General features: G+C 42.1%; 13 protein-coding genes. 3 read left to right on the top strand and 10 right to left on the bottom strand.

What is annotated here, in order from left to right; translation table 11 throughout:
• Positions 1-68: 68 nt before the first annotated feature.
• Together NIE32_RS02545 and NIE32_RS02540 are read left to right on the top strand one after the other, a co-directional pair.
• Positions 69-848, top strand: coding sequence for a MurR/RpiR family transcriptional regulator (locus tag NIE32_RS02545; protein ID WP_253052689.1), 780 nt, complete (start codon positions 69-71; stop codon positions 846-848).
• A 170-nt stretch (positions 849-1,018) separates the two neighbouring features.
• Positions 1,019-1,402: a RidA family protein gene (locus NIE32_RS02540; protein ID WP_253052687.1), complete on the top strand. Its 384-nt coding sequence runs from the start codon at positions 1,019-1,021 to the stop codon at positions 1,400-1,402.
• 111 nt (positions 1,403-1,513) lie between these two features.
• On the opposite strand, the gene tkt is transcribed toward NIE32_RS02540, so the two are convergent.
• Together tkt and NIE32_RS02530 are read right to left on the bottom strand one after the other, a co-directional pair.
• Positions 1,514-3,526 carry a transketolase gene (gene tkt / locus NIE32_RS02535; RefSeq protein WP_253052685.1) on the bottom strand — a complete coding sequence of 671 codons (2,013 nt, stop codon included), beginning with the start codon at positions 3,524-3,526 and terminating at the stop codon, positions 1,514-1,516.
• Between the two features lie 54 nt (positions 3,527-3,580).
• The gene (locus NIE32_RS02530; protein WP_253052683.1) at positions 3,581-4,291 is read right to left on the bottom strand and encodes a transaldolase; all 711 of its coding nucleotides are present in this window, start codon (positions 4,289-4,291) and stop codon (positions 3,581-3,583) included.
• Positions 4,292-4,520: 229 nt separating this feature from the next.
• On the opposite strand from NIE32_RS02530, the gene mmuM reads away from it, so the two are divergent.
• Entirely contained in the window at positions 4,521-5,468 is a 948-nt protein-coding gene (gene mmuM / locus NIE32_RS02525) for a homocysteine S-methyltransferase (protein ID WP_253052681.1), read from the top strand.
• Positions 5,469-5,537: 69 nt separating this feature from the next.
• Here mmuM and NIE32_RS02520 read toward each other — a convergent pair whose 3' ends face one another.
• The 8 genes from NIE32_RS02520 to NIE32_RS02485 form a co-directional block, all read right to left on the bottom strand.
• The gene (locus NIE32_RS02520; RefSeq protein WP_253052679.1) at positions 5,538-8,195 is read right to left on the bottom strand and encodes a cation-translocating P-type ATPase; all 2,658 of its coding nucleotides are present in this window, start codon (positions 8,193-8,195) and stop codon (positions 5,538-5,540) included.
• A gap of 471 nt (positions 8,196-8,666) precedes the next feature.
• A complete protein-coding gene (locus tag NIE32_RS02515) occupies positions 8,667-9,167 on the bottom strand; it encodes a GNAT family N-acetyltransferase (protein WP_253052677.1) in 501 nt (166 codons plus the stop codon).
• A gap of 229 nt (positions 9,168-9,396) precedes the next feature.
• A complete protein-coding gene (locus NIE32_RS02510; protein ID WP_253052675.1) occupies positions 9,397-10,017 on the bottom strand; it encodes a hypothetical protein in 621 nt (206 codons plus the stop codon).
• A gap of 97 nt (positions 10,018-10,114) precedes the next feature.
• Positions 10,115-10,411 (bottom strand): DUF5316 domain-containing protein, encoded by a 297-nt coding sequence (locus NIE32_RS02505; protein ID WP_253052673.1) that lies wholly within the window; start codon positions 10,409-10,411, stop codon positions 10,115-10,117.
• A 237-nt stretch (positions 10,412-10,648) separates the two neighbouring features.
• Positions 10,649-10,966, bottom strand: coding sequence for a hypothetical protein (locus tag NIE32_RS02500; protein WP_253052671.1), 318 nt, complete (start codon positions 10,964-10,966; stop codon positions 10,649-10,651).
• Between the two features lie 94 nt (positions 10,967-11,060).
• On the bottom strand, positions 11,061-11,198 hold the full coding sequence (locus NIE32_RS02495) for a hypothetical protein (protein ID WP_253052669.1): 138 nt from the start codon (positions 11,196-11,198) through the stop codon (positions 11,061-11,063).
• A gap of 36 nt (positions 11,199-11,234) precedes the next feature.
• The gene (locus NIE32_RS02490) at positions 11,235-11,501 is read right to left on the bottom strand and encodes a hypothetical protein (RefSeq protein ID WP_253052667.1); all 267 of its coding nucleotides are present in this window, start codon (positions 11,499-11,501) and stop codon (positions 11,235-11,237) included.
• 211 nt (positions 11,502-11,712) lie between these two features.
• Complete coding sequence (locus tag NIE32_RS02485) at positions 11,713-15,597, bottom strand: pectinesterase family protein (RefSeq protein ID WP_253052665.1); 3,885 nt, start codon at positions 15,595-15,597, stop codon at positions 11,713-11,715.
• Positions 15,598-15,626: the final 29 nt, after the last annotated feature.

The raw sequence follows: 15,626 nt of genomic DNA, 5'->3' as shown, positions 1-15,626 counted from the left end.
GTTTTACAGTGAAAATGTTTTCCAAAAAGGCTATAATCAATGTAAAGGTTTTCAAATTGGAGGTCATCATGGATTTAACATTCTTTGAACGCGTCAATCAACACTTTGATCGATTGAGCGACAGTGAAAAATTTTTGCTCCGTTACATCCAAGATCACATTAGTGACATGCCGAAGATATCAATCGTCCGTTTGAGTGAGAAAGCCAATGTATCAACTGCAACGATCGTGCGTACGATGAAAAAGTTGGGCTATGATGGATTTACATCATTCAAAATTCGTCTCAAGGATGAACATCAGTTGTCTCCAGAATTTTCAGTAGTAGAAAAAGTGGACAATAAAATCAAAGAAGCGATATTGAAGAACGAGCAGGAGGTCAGCAAAACGATCCAAATGCTGGATCGAGGAACGATTGAAGACGTGCTGCAGAAGATTATCTATGCCCGTAAAATTGTGCTGTTTGCGCGTGGTTTCTCAGAGTTAATTGCCAAAGAGATGACCATCAAATTTCAACTCGCAGGCAAATATTGCGAGATGCACGACGACCCGAATATTATCAAGACCATGAGCAAACGCATCCAAAAACAAGATGTGGTACTTTTGATTTCACTTAATGGCTACACAGAGGAACTGGTTGAGGCAGCGAAGAATTGCAAAGCGAATGGCGTCAGCACAATTACATTGACTGCAAATCGCGAAAGCCCGATCTATGCTTTGTCTGAATTGGCTCTAGTCGGCTACAAATCGAAAGTTTCGTATTTTCCTGACTATGAAGTACGCTCGCGCCTCCCCCTTCAAGTGATGGCAAGAATTATTCTCGATGCCTATGCAATACGGACGCGCGAGTAATTGGGTAATCCTACATACTCTCTATTTGTTAATCGAATAAATAAAATTATCGTGTTAAGAATGTTTCGAAATCCGTGTTAAAATAATAGAAAGAATTAATCACTCGCGGCTTGTTAGGCTGATGTCCTATAGATTAAGGTTAGCCGCTACGCATCTGGAGGTATGATTACATGAAAAAACAAATCGCAACGAATGCCGCTCCTAAGGCAGTTGGGCCGTATTCTCAAGGTGTTGTGGCTGGTGATTTTCTGTTTGCATCCGGACAGATTGCACTTGACCCGTCAACAGGGGAACTTGTCCCAGGCGACATTGAAGCACAAGCCACTCGTGTCTTTCTTAACTTGAAGGCTGTGTTAAATGAAGCCGGACTCGATTTTTCAAACGTTGTCAATGCAACGGTCTATCTTGCAGATATCAACGATTTTGCCACCGTTAACACTATTTACTCAACTTATTTCACAGGCGAAATTTTGCCGGCACGCTGCGCTATTCAAGTCGCTGCTCTGCCAAAGAACGCGAAACTAGAAATCTCTTGCGTTGCTTATCGAAGGTAAACAGAGAAACAAGCCGAATGCAGAACACATTCTTCTACATCCGGCTTGTTTTTTTATTTCCTAGTATAAGATGAGAGAGGATAGGAGCATGACTGGTGTACTACTATGCACCTATATTTTTTGTTTTGATGACTGCAGCTGTTTGAATTGATAAGCCACATTCTCTGGCGTAAAACCGTATTCTTTAGATACGATCCCAGCTGGTGCAGATGTGCCAAAACGATCAATTGTCACCAGGCCACCTTCTGCACCGACAAATTCTTGCCAACCGAGAGAAGCTGCCATTTCAATACCGAGGCGTGCACGGATTTCGCTCGGAAGAATCATTTGTTTGTACTCTTCTGATTGTTCACGGAACAATTCCCATGAGGGCAGGCTGACGACGCGCACGAAAATTTTTTCCTTTTCGAGCAATTGTTGCGCTTGGATCGCAATTCCAACTTCAGAACCCGTCGCAATGAGTATCCCTTCCGGTTTTCCCTCCTTGGCTTCACTAACGATATAACCACCGCGGCGCACACCTTCGTGTGCATCATCCAACTCTCCATCGAACGTCTCCACATTCTGTCGGGTCAGGACCAATACGGTTGGGCGATTTGGGCTTTCCAAAGCAATCTTCCATGCTTCCCGGACTTCATTCCCATCTGCCGGACGGAGTACATTTAAGTTCGGGATCGCACGGAGCCCGGCTAATTGTTCGATTGGTTCGTGGGTCGGTCCGTCTTCTCCGACAGCGATAGAGTCGTGCGTGAACACGAAGATCGATGGTATGCCCATTAATGCCGCCAGACGAATCGCCGGTTTTGCATAATCGGAAAAAGTGAAGAACGTTGATCCGAATGGAAGCACACCGCCATGCAGCGCCATGCCGTTAACCGCTGCACTCATGGCGAATTCGCGAACCCCAAACCAAATGTTGCGACCGCTGTAAGATTCCGGAAGGAACTCACCGCCTTCTTTGATCGCCGTCTTAGTGGAAGAAGCAAGATCCGCAGCACCACCGAACAAGGCCGGTACCGTTTTTGCGAGAGCATTAATCACTTCGCCGGAAGTTTGGCGTGTCGCTTTCTTTGTTCCTGTAGCATAGATCGGCAATTGATCTGCATAATCGTCCGCAAGTTTTCCACTGATCGCTGCCTTCAGCTGCGCTGCAAGTTCCGGATAAGCTTCGGCGTATGCATCAAATTGGCTTTGCCAATCTGCCTGAACTTGTGCTTCCGTCGTGTTCAGTTTCAGGAAATGCGCCCGTACTTCTTCCGGTACATGGAAGGGTTCATGAGCCCAGCCGTAACTTTTCTTTGTCTCAGCTGTTTCTTCATCCCCGAGCGGGTTACCGTGGATCTTATTTGTTCCTGCAAGATGTGGCGCACCAAATCCAATGGTCGTGCGCACTTCAATCAAAGTTGGGCGTTCTTGTTCAGCGGTCGCTTGATCCAGTGCTGTCTGAATCATTTCAACATCATTACCGTCTTCTACCAATAGTGTCTGCCAGCCGTATGCATCAAAGCGCTGACGCACCTGTTCAGTAAAAGACATGTTCAATTGGCCATCCAGTGAGATCTTATTCGAGTCATAGAGCAATACCAATTTTCCAAGTTTCAATCGTCCGGCTAATGACGCAGCTTCCGAGGCAACACCTTCCATCAAATCACCATCGCCGCAAAGTGCATAGGTGTGATGATTGATAATTGGATAGCCATCACGGTTATAAGTAGCGGAAAGATGCGCTTCCGCCATCGCCATGCCAACAGCCATGGCGATGCCCTGCCCAAGCGGGCCAGTAGTCGCTTCGACGCCGACAGTGTGGCCGTATTCCGGATGACCTGGGGTCAGGCTTCCCCATTGGCGGAATTGCTTAATTTCTTCCACGGACAATCCATAGTTGAAAAGGTGTAGAAGACTATATAAGAGCATCGAACCATGACCGGCAGATAAGACAAAACGGTCACGATCGAACCATTTCGGATCAGCCGGGTTGTGCTTTAACTTCTTCGCCCACAACGTATAAGCCATCGGCGCTGCCCCCATCGGCAGTCCGGGGTGTCCGGAATTCGCCTTGTTAATGGCATCTATAGATAACGTACGAATCGTATTAATCGATAATTGTTCAAGAACTGTTGTCATCGTGGCCCTCCTTATATCGACAATAGCCGACAATTTAAGCGTTTACAGAATAATTTATAAAATAGAATAGCCGAGTGTCTGAATATCTTTATTAAATCCTTTTACTGTATCAAGGGACAATTGTTCGAGCGGTGTTCCTACCTTTTTCAATTTGGAAATTATTTCGGGTGTGCATGTGATAATGTCGACCCCTAGTCGGTCTGCTTCATAGACATTGAACAATTCTCGCGAGCTTGCCCATAGCAAATTCGCTCCTTTTTTCGTCTTGCAGATCTCAACAGACTTTTTCATGTATGGGATGGGATCAACACCTGTATCAGCGATACGCCCTGCGAATACGGAGACAATGTTTTCAACGTCCGGATTCAGCGCAGCAACTGTTTCTTCGACTTGCTTAATTGTCAAAATTGCCGTTACATTTAATGAATAGCCCTTATCTTCGAGCTTCTTGATGAGTGGAATCGAGGATTCCCCTTTTGTATTAGTAATCGGAATCTTGATGAAGACATTTTTTCCGAAAGAATGGATCTTCTCTGCTTCTTTTTCCATCGTTTCGAAATCGTCTGCAAACACCTCAAAAGAGAGAGGCAAGTCCGGAATTTTCTCAACAACGTCTTTGGCGAATGCCACGTAGTCGGTTACCCCCGCCTTCTTCATGAGGCTTGGATTTGTTGTAAATCCACTAACGAAACCAGATTCATAGGCTGAGAGCATATCGCTAAGCACCGCACCGTCGGCATAAATCTTTACATTTAGATCATTCATCTCATTCATTCCTCCAATTTAAGACATGATAAATATGGCAATTAGTAAAACTTATTCATGAATCACTGTGAACATTCACCATTTAACAAAATTTGTTTCTATGAAGAGTGCGTGTATGGCGAATTCCATAATGTCCAAATTCACAGGTGCCTGTTTCAGTTGTTTTGTCTATAATTGGAATCATGATTCGTAACAAGCACCCACTTGAACTATAGAAGGAAGTGTATGAATGAAAAATAAAATCAGCGAACTTCTACACCAAATGAAGCCGATTATCCTTGACGGGGCGATGGCTACGGAAATTGAAAAACAAGGGATTGTGATCGATAGCGAGCTCTGGTCAGCTTCGGTGATCCATGACAATCCCGCTAGCATCAAAAAGGTGCACCTAGATTATTTTCATGCTGGCGCAGATGTTGCGACGACTAACACCTATCAAGCAACCATGGCGGGTTTTCAACAAAGCGGGTACACAGAGCAAGAGGCCGCGACCATGATTAAAAAGGCTGTTGAAATCGCTATTGAATCAAGAACTGAGTTCTGGGAGAGTCTTTCAGAGGAACAGCGCAAAAAAAGACCATTTCCTTTGATCGCAGGAAGTGTTGGTCCTTATGGGGCATACCTTGCCGATGGTTCGGAATATACCGGTGACTATACATTGAATGATGCAGGCTACAAGCAGTTTCATCAATCGCGAATGCAACTTTTGAAAGAAGCAGGTAGTGATGTATTTGCATTTGAAACTCTGCCGAATTTTCACGAAGCACAGGTACTTGCTGAGTTGCTTCAGAATGAATACCCTGATGATGAAGCATGGCTCTCGTTCAGCATTTCAAGGGATGGGCAACTTTGCGATGGCACCCCACTATCTGAAGCGGCCGCATACTTCAACAGCAATGATCAAATTACTGCTATTGGTGTAAACTGCACCGCGTTGACAAGAATAACATCCGCAATTGAGACCATCCGAAATGCGACTAACAAACCCATAATCGTTTATCCGAATTCCGGTGAACACTACAATCCAATCAAGAAAATTTGGCAGGCGCCGAAAAAGTTGCCCAGCTTCGGTTCCCTCTCAAAAGAATGGTTCGATGCCGGTGCTTCATTGATCGGTGGCTGCTGTCGGACAACCCCTGAAGATATTCGCCAAATTGCGGAATGGGCACGTGACTGATGATTCACTTGTGACATGAAAAACAGGTAAGACCCGTTGGAGTCCTACCTGTTTTTGCTTTTCGATACACTATTTTGTTCTCATCCGCATTCCGCTTTTTATGAATTCATTGACGACAAGCGGGATTAAGGCAAATAGGATCACGATCACCCAGTCACGTAGCGTCAACATTTGCACATGAAACGCCGAGGCCAGGAATGGTATGGAGATGACGGCGAATTGGAGCACAACGCCCAGAATAATCGCACCGATTAGGTATTTATTCGAGAAGAGTCCAACTTTGAAGATTGAATGGGACGCACTTCTCATCGATAGCGAGAAGAAAAGCTGGGAAACCGCGAGGACCACGAATGCCATCGTTTCCGCATAGGTCAGGACTTGTTTTGGAATGGATTCTGACCAAAGTTGATAACCATGCTCGTTCAATCCGAAGTAAAAAGCAACAAGGGTTAGGATCCCAATTAATAAACCACCTACAATAGCACGTATGGCAGCACCGCCGGCAAAAAAGCTTTCCTTTGGATTTCGAGGCCGCCTCTTCATTACATCTTTATCGCCAGGATCAACCCCAAGCGCGATCGCCGGAAATGTATCGGTAATCAAATTGATCCACAAAATCTGTGTCGGCAATAGCGGCACCGGCCAGTAAAACAGTACGGATGCGAGAATCGCTACAATTTCGCCAAGGTTACAAGAAAGCAGAAAAACAACGGCTTTCTTGATGTTATTATAAATATTGCGTCCTTCCTCGATCGCCGCGACAATCGTTGTGAAATTATCGTCGGTCAGGATCATATCACTGGCGCCTTTAGATACATCAGTCCCTGTAATGCCCATGGCAACACCAATATCAGCATTTTTGAGCGAAGGCGCATCGTTCACGCCGTCCCCGGTCATTGAGACAATATTTCCATGAGACTGAAATGCTTTAACGATTTTCACTTTATGTTCAGGAGAAACACGTGAGAACACGCGGTAATTTCCAATGTTCTTATTGAATTCTGCTTCAGACATCGCGTCAATCTCACTTCCAGAGAGCGTCTGTTTTAACGACGTAGCCATACCGAGCTCCATGGCAATAGCTGCGGCAGTATGCTGATGATCACCCGTAATCATTACTGGTGTAATCCCTGCTTGCTTGGCTTGGCGAATGGCACCCTTAACCTCAAGTCGTGGTGGATCAATCATCCCGACAAGGCCAAGCACGGTCAGTTCTTTTTCCATCTCATCAGGATCGATGACGCTGTCGGTATCCTTATAGGCGGCACCGAGTACACGCAACGCCTGATCGGACATTTTCTCAGCTGCTCGCAAATAATCCGTTTTGAGCTGCTCAGTAAGCAGCACTCTTTCACCATTAATCAATGCATGGGTTGCGATTTCTAAGAGGTTGTCGATCGCGCCTTTGGTATGTACGCGGTAATGATCACGTTCCTTATTCAACGTCGACATGAGTTTGCGGTCTGAATCAAAAGGTTTTTCTGCCACACGCTCGTGACCGGACTCCAGTTCACGTTTCGGCGAATGAAATTTTTCCCCCAGTTCAAGCAAGGCAATTTCTGTCGGGTCACCGGTCCCCTCACCGTCAACAAGTGTTGCATCCGTACACAAGACCATCGTCTGAATCAAAAGTTGTGCCGTATGCTCTTCAGCGGTCGCTGTTCCTTCACTTGGTACATCAAGCTTTTGTCCGTGTGTATAAAGGTGGAGCACCGTCATTTTATTTTGGGTAAGCGTGCCTGTCTTATCTGAGCAGATAATATTCACCGAGCCTAATGTTTCCACTGCAGGCAGCCGCTTGACAATCGCATGAATGCGTGACATGCGCGTCACACCGAGCGCAAGTACAATGGCTACAATCGCCGGCAGCCCTTCTGGTATCGCGGCTACCGCAAGACTGATTGAGGTAAGAAACATTTCGAAAAGATCTCGTTTCTGAATCAAAGCAACAATAAATATGACTACACAAATTCCAATCGCGAGGTATCCCAGAATTTTTCCTAATTCAGCAAGGCGTTTCTGAAGCGGCGTCATTTCAGACTTGGTCTCATCGAGTCCTTTGGCAATCTTGCCAATTTCCGTATTCATCCCCGTACCAACAACGACACCTTCTGCTCGCCCATATGTGACGAGCGTCGACATGAACGCCATATTGGCCAAATCACCAAGAGGCGTTTTCGGATCATTAAAAAGAGCTGTTGCATTTTTCTCAGAGGGTACCGATTCCCCAGTTAATGCTGATTCCTCAATCTGCAGATTTATGCTCTCAATCAGGCGCAAGTCTGCCGGAATATACCGTCCTGCGTCAAGGATAATAATATCTCCAGGCACAATCGTCTTTGAATCAACCTCAATAACCTCACCATCACGTCGAACCAACGCATGCGGTGTTGTCATCTTTTGCAGGGCCTCAATTGCTTTTTCTGCTTTATATTCCTGAAAAACACCGATGATCGCATTCAGAAGAACAACAAGCAAGATGATGATTGCGTCTGTATATTCACCAATGAGCAGTGTAATGACCGCCGCACCAAGCAGAACATAGATCAGCATATCGTTCAATTGTGAAAAAAAGAGTGCAAATAGACTTTTCTTCGGTTTACCAATTAACTTGTTTTCGCCATATTTTTCTAGCCTTGTGCGGACCTGATCATCCGACAGCCCCCTTTTACGGTCGACATTTTGCTCGTTTAATACATCATCAACATCCGTTGAAAACCAATTCACTAAAATACACCACCCTCAATTGACACCCTAATCTCTTTTCTTATCTTTACCCCATTTTCAATGCTTACAACCGCGACGAACAATTTTTTGGTTTTTCTCACTTTATCGTATATGAAAAAAGCCCGGCTTATACGCTGGGCAGGTCAAAAATAACAGATCTCTTTAAAGTTGTTTTAGAGTTCTTAGGTTCAGCTTTCAGTCCGTTCGGTTCGTTTTTCCCTGGATTAAGTTCGATTCTTACGTGCTTAAGTTCGATTCTTTGGGAATGTAAATTAATTTTGTAAATGAATGATTCCCTGAATATGGTTAAGTAAATTCACTCATAAATTTCATATTTAATGAATTTTTTTGTCGTTTCAACACCGTTCCGGTTTTCATGATTATTTAATTCTCTTATTAGATGCATGAGATGACCTATATTTAAAGTATTATTCAATGTAATTTTTTGAAAGACAAATTGACATTAATTATTCACTTTTTCAGATCACTCTCAAATCCTTGGGGATGGAGTGCATTCCATTCTTCTCTGAGCACACCATAGCCGATCGAATCGTAGTATTCACCATTGACAATTCTTGCTTTTCGAAAACAGGCTTCTTTGGTGTAGCCTAATTTCTCAGCTAACTTCATCATGCCGAAATTACCTGACCATGTTCTTAAATCCACTCGCACAATCTCCGGCATCGCATCAAAAAGGTAGCCCGTCCACAATCCAAAAGCTTCATATCCTCTTCCATCGCTCCAATACTCAGGATTAAAAATGGCAATACCGGCGGACAACCAGTTTGTTTCCTTGCTTTCCCAATACCAACCTACCTGACCAATAAGTTGATCTGTATTTTTATCAGCAATAGCAAGGCTTTGTCTTGGCGCTTCTAATGTATTCGATTTTATTTTTGTACATAGCTCTTCGACAAAAGCAATAACTTCATCTTTTGACATTCTCGGGTAATACGTAATACGGCCCATCATATTTTTGCCACATTTGACCAGGCGTGCGCCATAAAATAAGATCGTCTGCATCTTTCAATTTCCAATCACGAATAATAATTTTGTTTCCTACATATTTAATCAATTCGAATCCACCTTTATTAAATTCAATGATTTAATTTTCCCCATTTGTTCATTTAACTAAGGAGCTGTAATAATTCATGAGCTGCTTTCAAAATAGATTCCTGTTAAATTCATACAGCACTCAATATCATAAATAATAATCAATCGTTAGCCGAATCAAGATAACTAAAAAATATAAGAATAACCCAATATTCAGTATGTATGGATTAGGCTTAATGGAATTAATCCATTGAGGTGGCGAATTGAGAACAGATCTGAGCAGCAGAGCAACACAATAAATGATTTGAAGGCTAAGTAGGAAAATAATAATCGATGTGAAACCAATATTGTGATGCACAAGCGCAATTGCGTTAAAAATCGCACTTATCCAGGCGAAAATACCTGCAATCACCTCAATTGGATCTGAGAGCATACTCATCATCCAAGAATCATAGTTGTCCCACAATTTCTTTTGCTCATGTGCATGTCTGTTTGAATAGATAATATGACCAGTTTGTAGAGCCATTGCAATAATAAAAAGAGATAGAGAAAGTATCCCGTATAATGCCCCTATCTGTGCCGGCCACCCAGCGAACAAAATACTGAAGATCAATGGAATCGGCAACCAAGACGAAAAAATGAGAATAAACAAGACATGAATCAACGCGTACTCATTTTTTTTTGCTAAGCCATTGACCTTAATAGATAACAAGAAAAAAAGAAAAATTCCTGTCCAACCAAAAGCGAGAATTGTTACGATCACGGTCACCCCCGATTCACCTCAAAATATGTTCCGGTGAATGACAAATTATCATTCTCTAGCGCTCGTTCGTACCTATGAAATATTTCATAGGGTTGACACTTCATTAAACGAATAAATAAATACCTAAAGCCGACAAAACAAGTGGCACACCAAAGAGGGCGGCCTTGATTCCAAAATCAAAGCGATCTGTTCTCGATTGCTTAGACTCGGACCAATAATTTGCGCGAATGCGATCGCCACTCACAAGAGCACCAACTGATGCTCCTGAAAACAGTAAACTGATAAGACCGATAAGCCCAACAATATTTGCAATAAGCGAATGATTTTTGAGAATAATACCGAGAATAAAAAAGATCACACCAACACCTATTCCAATGAGGAAAACAACAAGTTTTTTCATTATGATTCTTCCTTAATACTTTATTTTAAAAAATCGTAACGAACACTATCAAAACAGTAACTAACAACTAAAATCGTAACGAACTACCAAACAACAGTAGCAAGCGTTGAATCTTGTTTTGAACGATCCTTCGCTTTGTTTGCTCATTCTGTAGCAGATTTTCACCACTAAGCGGTCGTCCATGCCAGGATCACTATGATATGAAAAAAAGTGCGAATTAAAATTTTCCCCCAATATTTAAAAAATTCCAGTCTCTAGCTTTTTGTTTAAACGTTCATAATCATGCTTATCGAAAGATATTACCACTCGATCCAAACGATTCCCAATGGAATACCAATAAGACTGTTGACTAAATTTTACCCCCAACGATAAGACCGTCCGCTGGATGATTTCTAAAATTTTAAAACACTCTAAATCCACCCCTTCTTTCAAATGATTTTTAACACTAATGATTACTACATTTTCTATTTTTTCAAATCTAGGCCTTGTAGAAGAAATACCTTGATTTTTGACCATTCTTTTCATTAAATCTCGGAAATAATCTTTTTGTTCCAACAAAAAAAGCCTCCATTTTCACGTCTATTGCTTACTGTTCTCACTAGGGAACCCCACTGTAGCGCATAAATTAGTTACCTTTCTTGAAACACCCTCACTTTGCAATAAAAAGCGCATAGATAATAAACAGAATAATAATCCCCGACACGATCCCCATGCAGCCTGGTTTCCCAATAAATGCGCGATCAAAGTTGTCTTCTCTTGATTTGTTTTGTTTATGTTGATCGGTCATTTTCCCTGATCCTCCAGTCTTAATCGACCACATCCGTTAAAGAAATCGATCAACGATATAGCCCAATCCAATAAGTACAAGCGCTACTACAAAATGAACTTTTCGTTCATTAACTTTTGTTTTCTCGACTATGAGAAAAATTGCGGTAACAATGCCAATAAACATCGCACTTCTCACAAAGTAGTTTGTATTAACCAAGAAGACATTGGGAAATCTCTGATAAAGCCCCGATAGGATGCCCAAAGTAACGAGTAAAAGTGGAATTCTCAGTTTCCAATACATCCGTTCACCGCAATCGTACATACTAACAATCCTATTTTCCTATTCGACAAAAAAGTTGAATAGTCCTGTCTTCTCCAATAATGAAAAATGGTGGATCCTTCTCATTACCAGAAAAAAATCATCCACCCTGGTTACTTAGACAGTGTGGATGATTCTAATGATTTTTTTCTTCATATTTAATTAGCGCTGTAGGAAAGCTATTTTGCCCTTTTATTTTTTAATCGGTACAACTTTATCGGATAAACTTGATCACATCGCCGTACAAATAGGCGGTTTCCCCATGATACATAATTTTTATCCATTTCACTAATTGCTGAATTTGAATGGCTGTTCCCGCTTCTAATCTTGCAACTATTTTATCTTTTGTAGATGAACCCGTCCGGATCACAAAATCTTTTGTGAGATATACAGTATAAAGTCTATGCTTCGACAAATCTCCATACACATAAGCGGCTCTTCCTTTATAAGCAATTCTTGCCCATTTCCCTGAACGCAGAACGTTTACTGCTGTTCCAATCTTAAATGTTGCCATTCGTTTATATTTCGTGGACGGGCCTGTACGTACTGCATGCTTCTCTGTTAAATAAGCGATATACGGTTTCGTTTTTGTGATCTCTCCATACACATAGGCAGCTCTTCCTTTATAAGCAATTCTTGCCCATTTTCCTGAACGCAGAACGTTTACTGCTGTTCCAATCTTAAATGTTGCCATTCGTTTATATTTCGTGGACGGGCCTGTACGTACTGCATGCTTCTCTGTTAAATAAGCGATATACGGTTTCGTTTTTGTGATCTCACCATACACATAGGCAGCTCTTCCTTTATAAGCAACCCTTGCCCATTTCCCTGAGTGCAGAACGTTTACTGCCGTTCCGGCGGTTAATGTTGTGATACGCCTATGCTTTGTGGACGGGCCTGTACGTACCACATGCTTCTCTGTTAGATAAGCCGTATACGGTTTCGCTTTTGTGATCTCTCCATATACAAAAGCAGTTCTTCCCTTGAAATCGATTTTTACCCATTTCCCTCTACCATTTAACACGTGTACAGCTGATCCTGCACTTAATGTTGCGAGCACTCTATTTTTTGTTGAAGGCCCTGTACGTACTGCATGCTTCTCTAATAAGTATGCGGTATAGGTGGTTGGATTATCTTTACCTCCATTATTAGAGGATTTTCCTCCATCTTCTACTTCTCCCATTGTATCGTGCTCAATAGCTTTGCCATCTCCATCCTGATTTTTTGCTCCATTCACCTCATTATTTCCCATTTGTCCGGTTTGAGGCATCTCTTCTCCAGTTGAAATACCGTTATTAGATGGCTCAACAGGTGCTATAACAGTTGGTAAAGTAACTGGTGGTGGCATAATCAAAGTTAGAGATGGATCCCACCCATTGAAAATACGTGGAAGGGTGAATGCACTTGCTTCTTGGGCACTTAATTGTTTCGACCAAGAGACACGCTTTGCTGCGTTAGCACCCGGACCCATGCTGTTGTACTCTGCATAACTCGCTAGTTCGTGATTCAGTGTATTCGACCATTTACTCCATCCGCTAGGATCAATGTGATCATCCATCCACGTATTAATAAAAGTCGTTTTCGGATTATTTTTCCACGGTCTACCTAAATAGACTCTGGTAACCGAATCATCTTTTGTTAAACGTGAATTAAGAAAGACGAATCCTTTGTCCGATTCATTAGATTGAGCAGCCGCAGTAACGTATCCAGATGTTCCATTACTATGGATTTCACTATGATCAAAGACAACAGCTGGTGCCTCACCGAATATGAAGTCAACATCCCCTTCAATATATGAGTTGTGGTAATACTGTCTTCCACTCCCCGTATAAAGGGTATCTTGATGACTAATGATCTTCATATTTTCAAACACTGCTTGATCACTTTTTACAGATAATGCAACAGCGGTTCCATATGTTACACGCGGCTCTCTAGAATTTTTAATGGTCAAATTTGAAGCTCTAAAATAATCACCGGTTACGCCTACTGTCTGGCTTGCGAATGTACTACCGACATTGCCGGATTGTCCATTTGTTCCTCCATAATCGTCCCAATCAATAACCGTTTGATCTCGACTTTCTCCGATAATGCTTACATAATCCTGTGGGATGGATACCTTTTCTTTATAAATCCCATTCTTAATGTAAATAATCGTTCTCATTGTATTATCCGACGGAATCGCATTAACCGCATCTTGTATTGTTGTATAGTCACCAGTGCCATCTTGAGCAACAACAATTATTTTAGCCGGCATCACAGCTAGTTCATTGGATAGTTGACTCTCTCCTTTGGCATTAGAAGCTGAGACAACATAGTAATATTGTGTTCCGTTCTCTACTTTACTATCTGTAAATGCAGGTAAAGATAAACCGGTTGCTATATCCGTATATGGTCCGCTACTGGTTGTACTTCTTTTTATCGTATAAAATGAAGCATCTGGGCGAGCTTTCCATTGCAACTCAACTTGACGATTACCAGCACTCGCTAAAATGTCCGTTGGTGATGCTGGAGCACCAACGATAGAGACTTTTGGCATGGCTTGAGTTTGATTAGAAATCATGCTCTCAGCTTGATCACCAACTGCCGTAACCACATAATAGTACAATATTCCATTTTCTACCTCTGAATCAGTATAGGTTGAGTCTTTAACCCCCGTTGCAACAGTTGTATAGGGTCCACCATTATTTAAACTTCTTTTGACTACGTAAGAAGTTACCCCATCTACTCTCTTCCAATTTAAAATAACTCGCTTGTTGTCAGGATTTGCTACTAATTCTTCCGGCGACATTATAGGTGTTCTCGGTTGAACACGGACAGGAGTAGATTCGAGTCCGTCTCCCCCCACTCCACTCGCTTGTACACGATAATAATACGTTGTACCATTCACAACATCTTTATCGGTATAAGTTGGATCAATTAATTCGGACGCGATCGTTACAAACGGACCTTCGGGACTTGTACTACGCTTCACGGTGTAGAAATCTGCCGAATCTACCTTATCCCATAATAAATTTATCGAAGAATCTTTTGAGGTAACGGTTACATTTTTAGGTGTTTGAGGCAATGGTACTGCGCTAGATGGCGTCACAATCACAGGAAGTGAATCCGGACCTTCTCCAACTGAATTTACACCGCTTACAACATAATAATAGCTTGTATCATTTGTTAAACCCGAATCTGTAAATGTTAGGTCTGTGACATTTGATTTTACTGTTGTAAATGGACCTTCGGGAGTTGTACTTCTTTTTATATTATAAGAAGTAGCGTTACTTGCTGATTTCCAGGAAAGTTTTGTCTGTGTATTGCCTGCTTGTGTGGTTAAATCTGTAGGAGCCGATGGAACAATCGATGGAGTGTATATCTGGATGTTATCTAGATAAAGTGTTGCTATTGAACTATTGCCTGTGTTCACATCAAAGTTTCCAAAATCGGAAACTGACTGATAAAAAGGTACGTTTTTTATTTCAGCGTCACCCGCACCGCTCACGTTCACACTATACAATGCTTGCTGCATGTCAATTTCAATTTTCACATGGTACCACGAGTTCGGTTGAAGTGAGTCTAAAAGGGGAGCTGTCGTATTGTCTGCTTTTCGATACACAAGCTGGTTACCTGATGTTTCAAGAGACACCAAAGCTGTATTGACTCCTGCATTTGTGAGTCTAAATCGTGTACTTGAGCCAATAGGTGCGCCCATAAAATCAAAAGCAACAACGGTCGTCTTATTTGTTTGTTTTGAAAAACTGCTGTTAGAAATTCGCGTCGATCCACCTTTGTCTGGAGAACCGTCTTGATTATCATATAACTTCAAAACCTTGTTTCCAGGGTTTACCGGATCATCAGTTAGCTGGACGTTATTATCTCCAGGACTAAAAACCCATGGTTCACCTTTGTTACTCGTGATTTGTACCTTATAATTGCCTAAAGTATCGGTGATTGAATCAGTTATGTTACTGGGCAAGCCAGGATCTTCAAAATTATCATTTATCATATAATCCTGAGATTCTTGCGGAGCGGCCAATGCCCTAACTAAGCTGAAATCTGAGACTAGAGAAACGACCAAAGTCAGACACAACATCATTCTTAATAACTTTTTCAATCCATATCTCTCCCCCTAATTCTAGTCGC

Origin of the sequence: Sporolactobacillus kofuensis (genome assembly GCF_024125425.1) — a bacterium.
GTDB lineage: Bacteria > Bacillota > Bacilli > Bacillales > Sporolactobacillaceae > Sporolactobacillus > Sporolactobacillus kofuensis.
The sequence above is the reverse complement of the archived record's forward strand: the minus strand, read 5'-3'. Positions and strand labels throughout refer to the sequence as shown.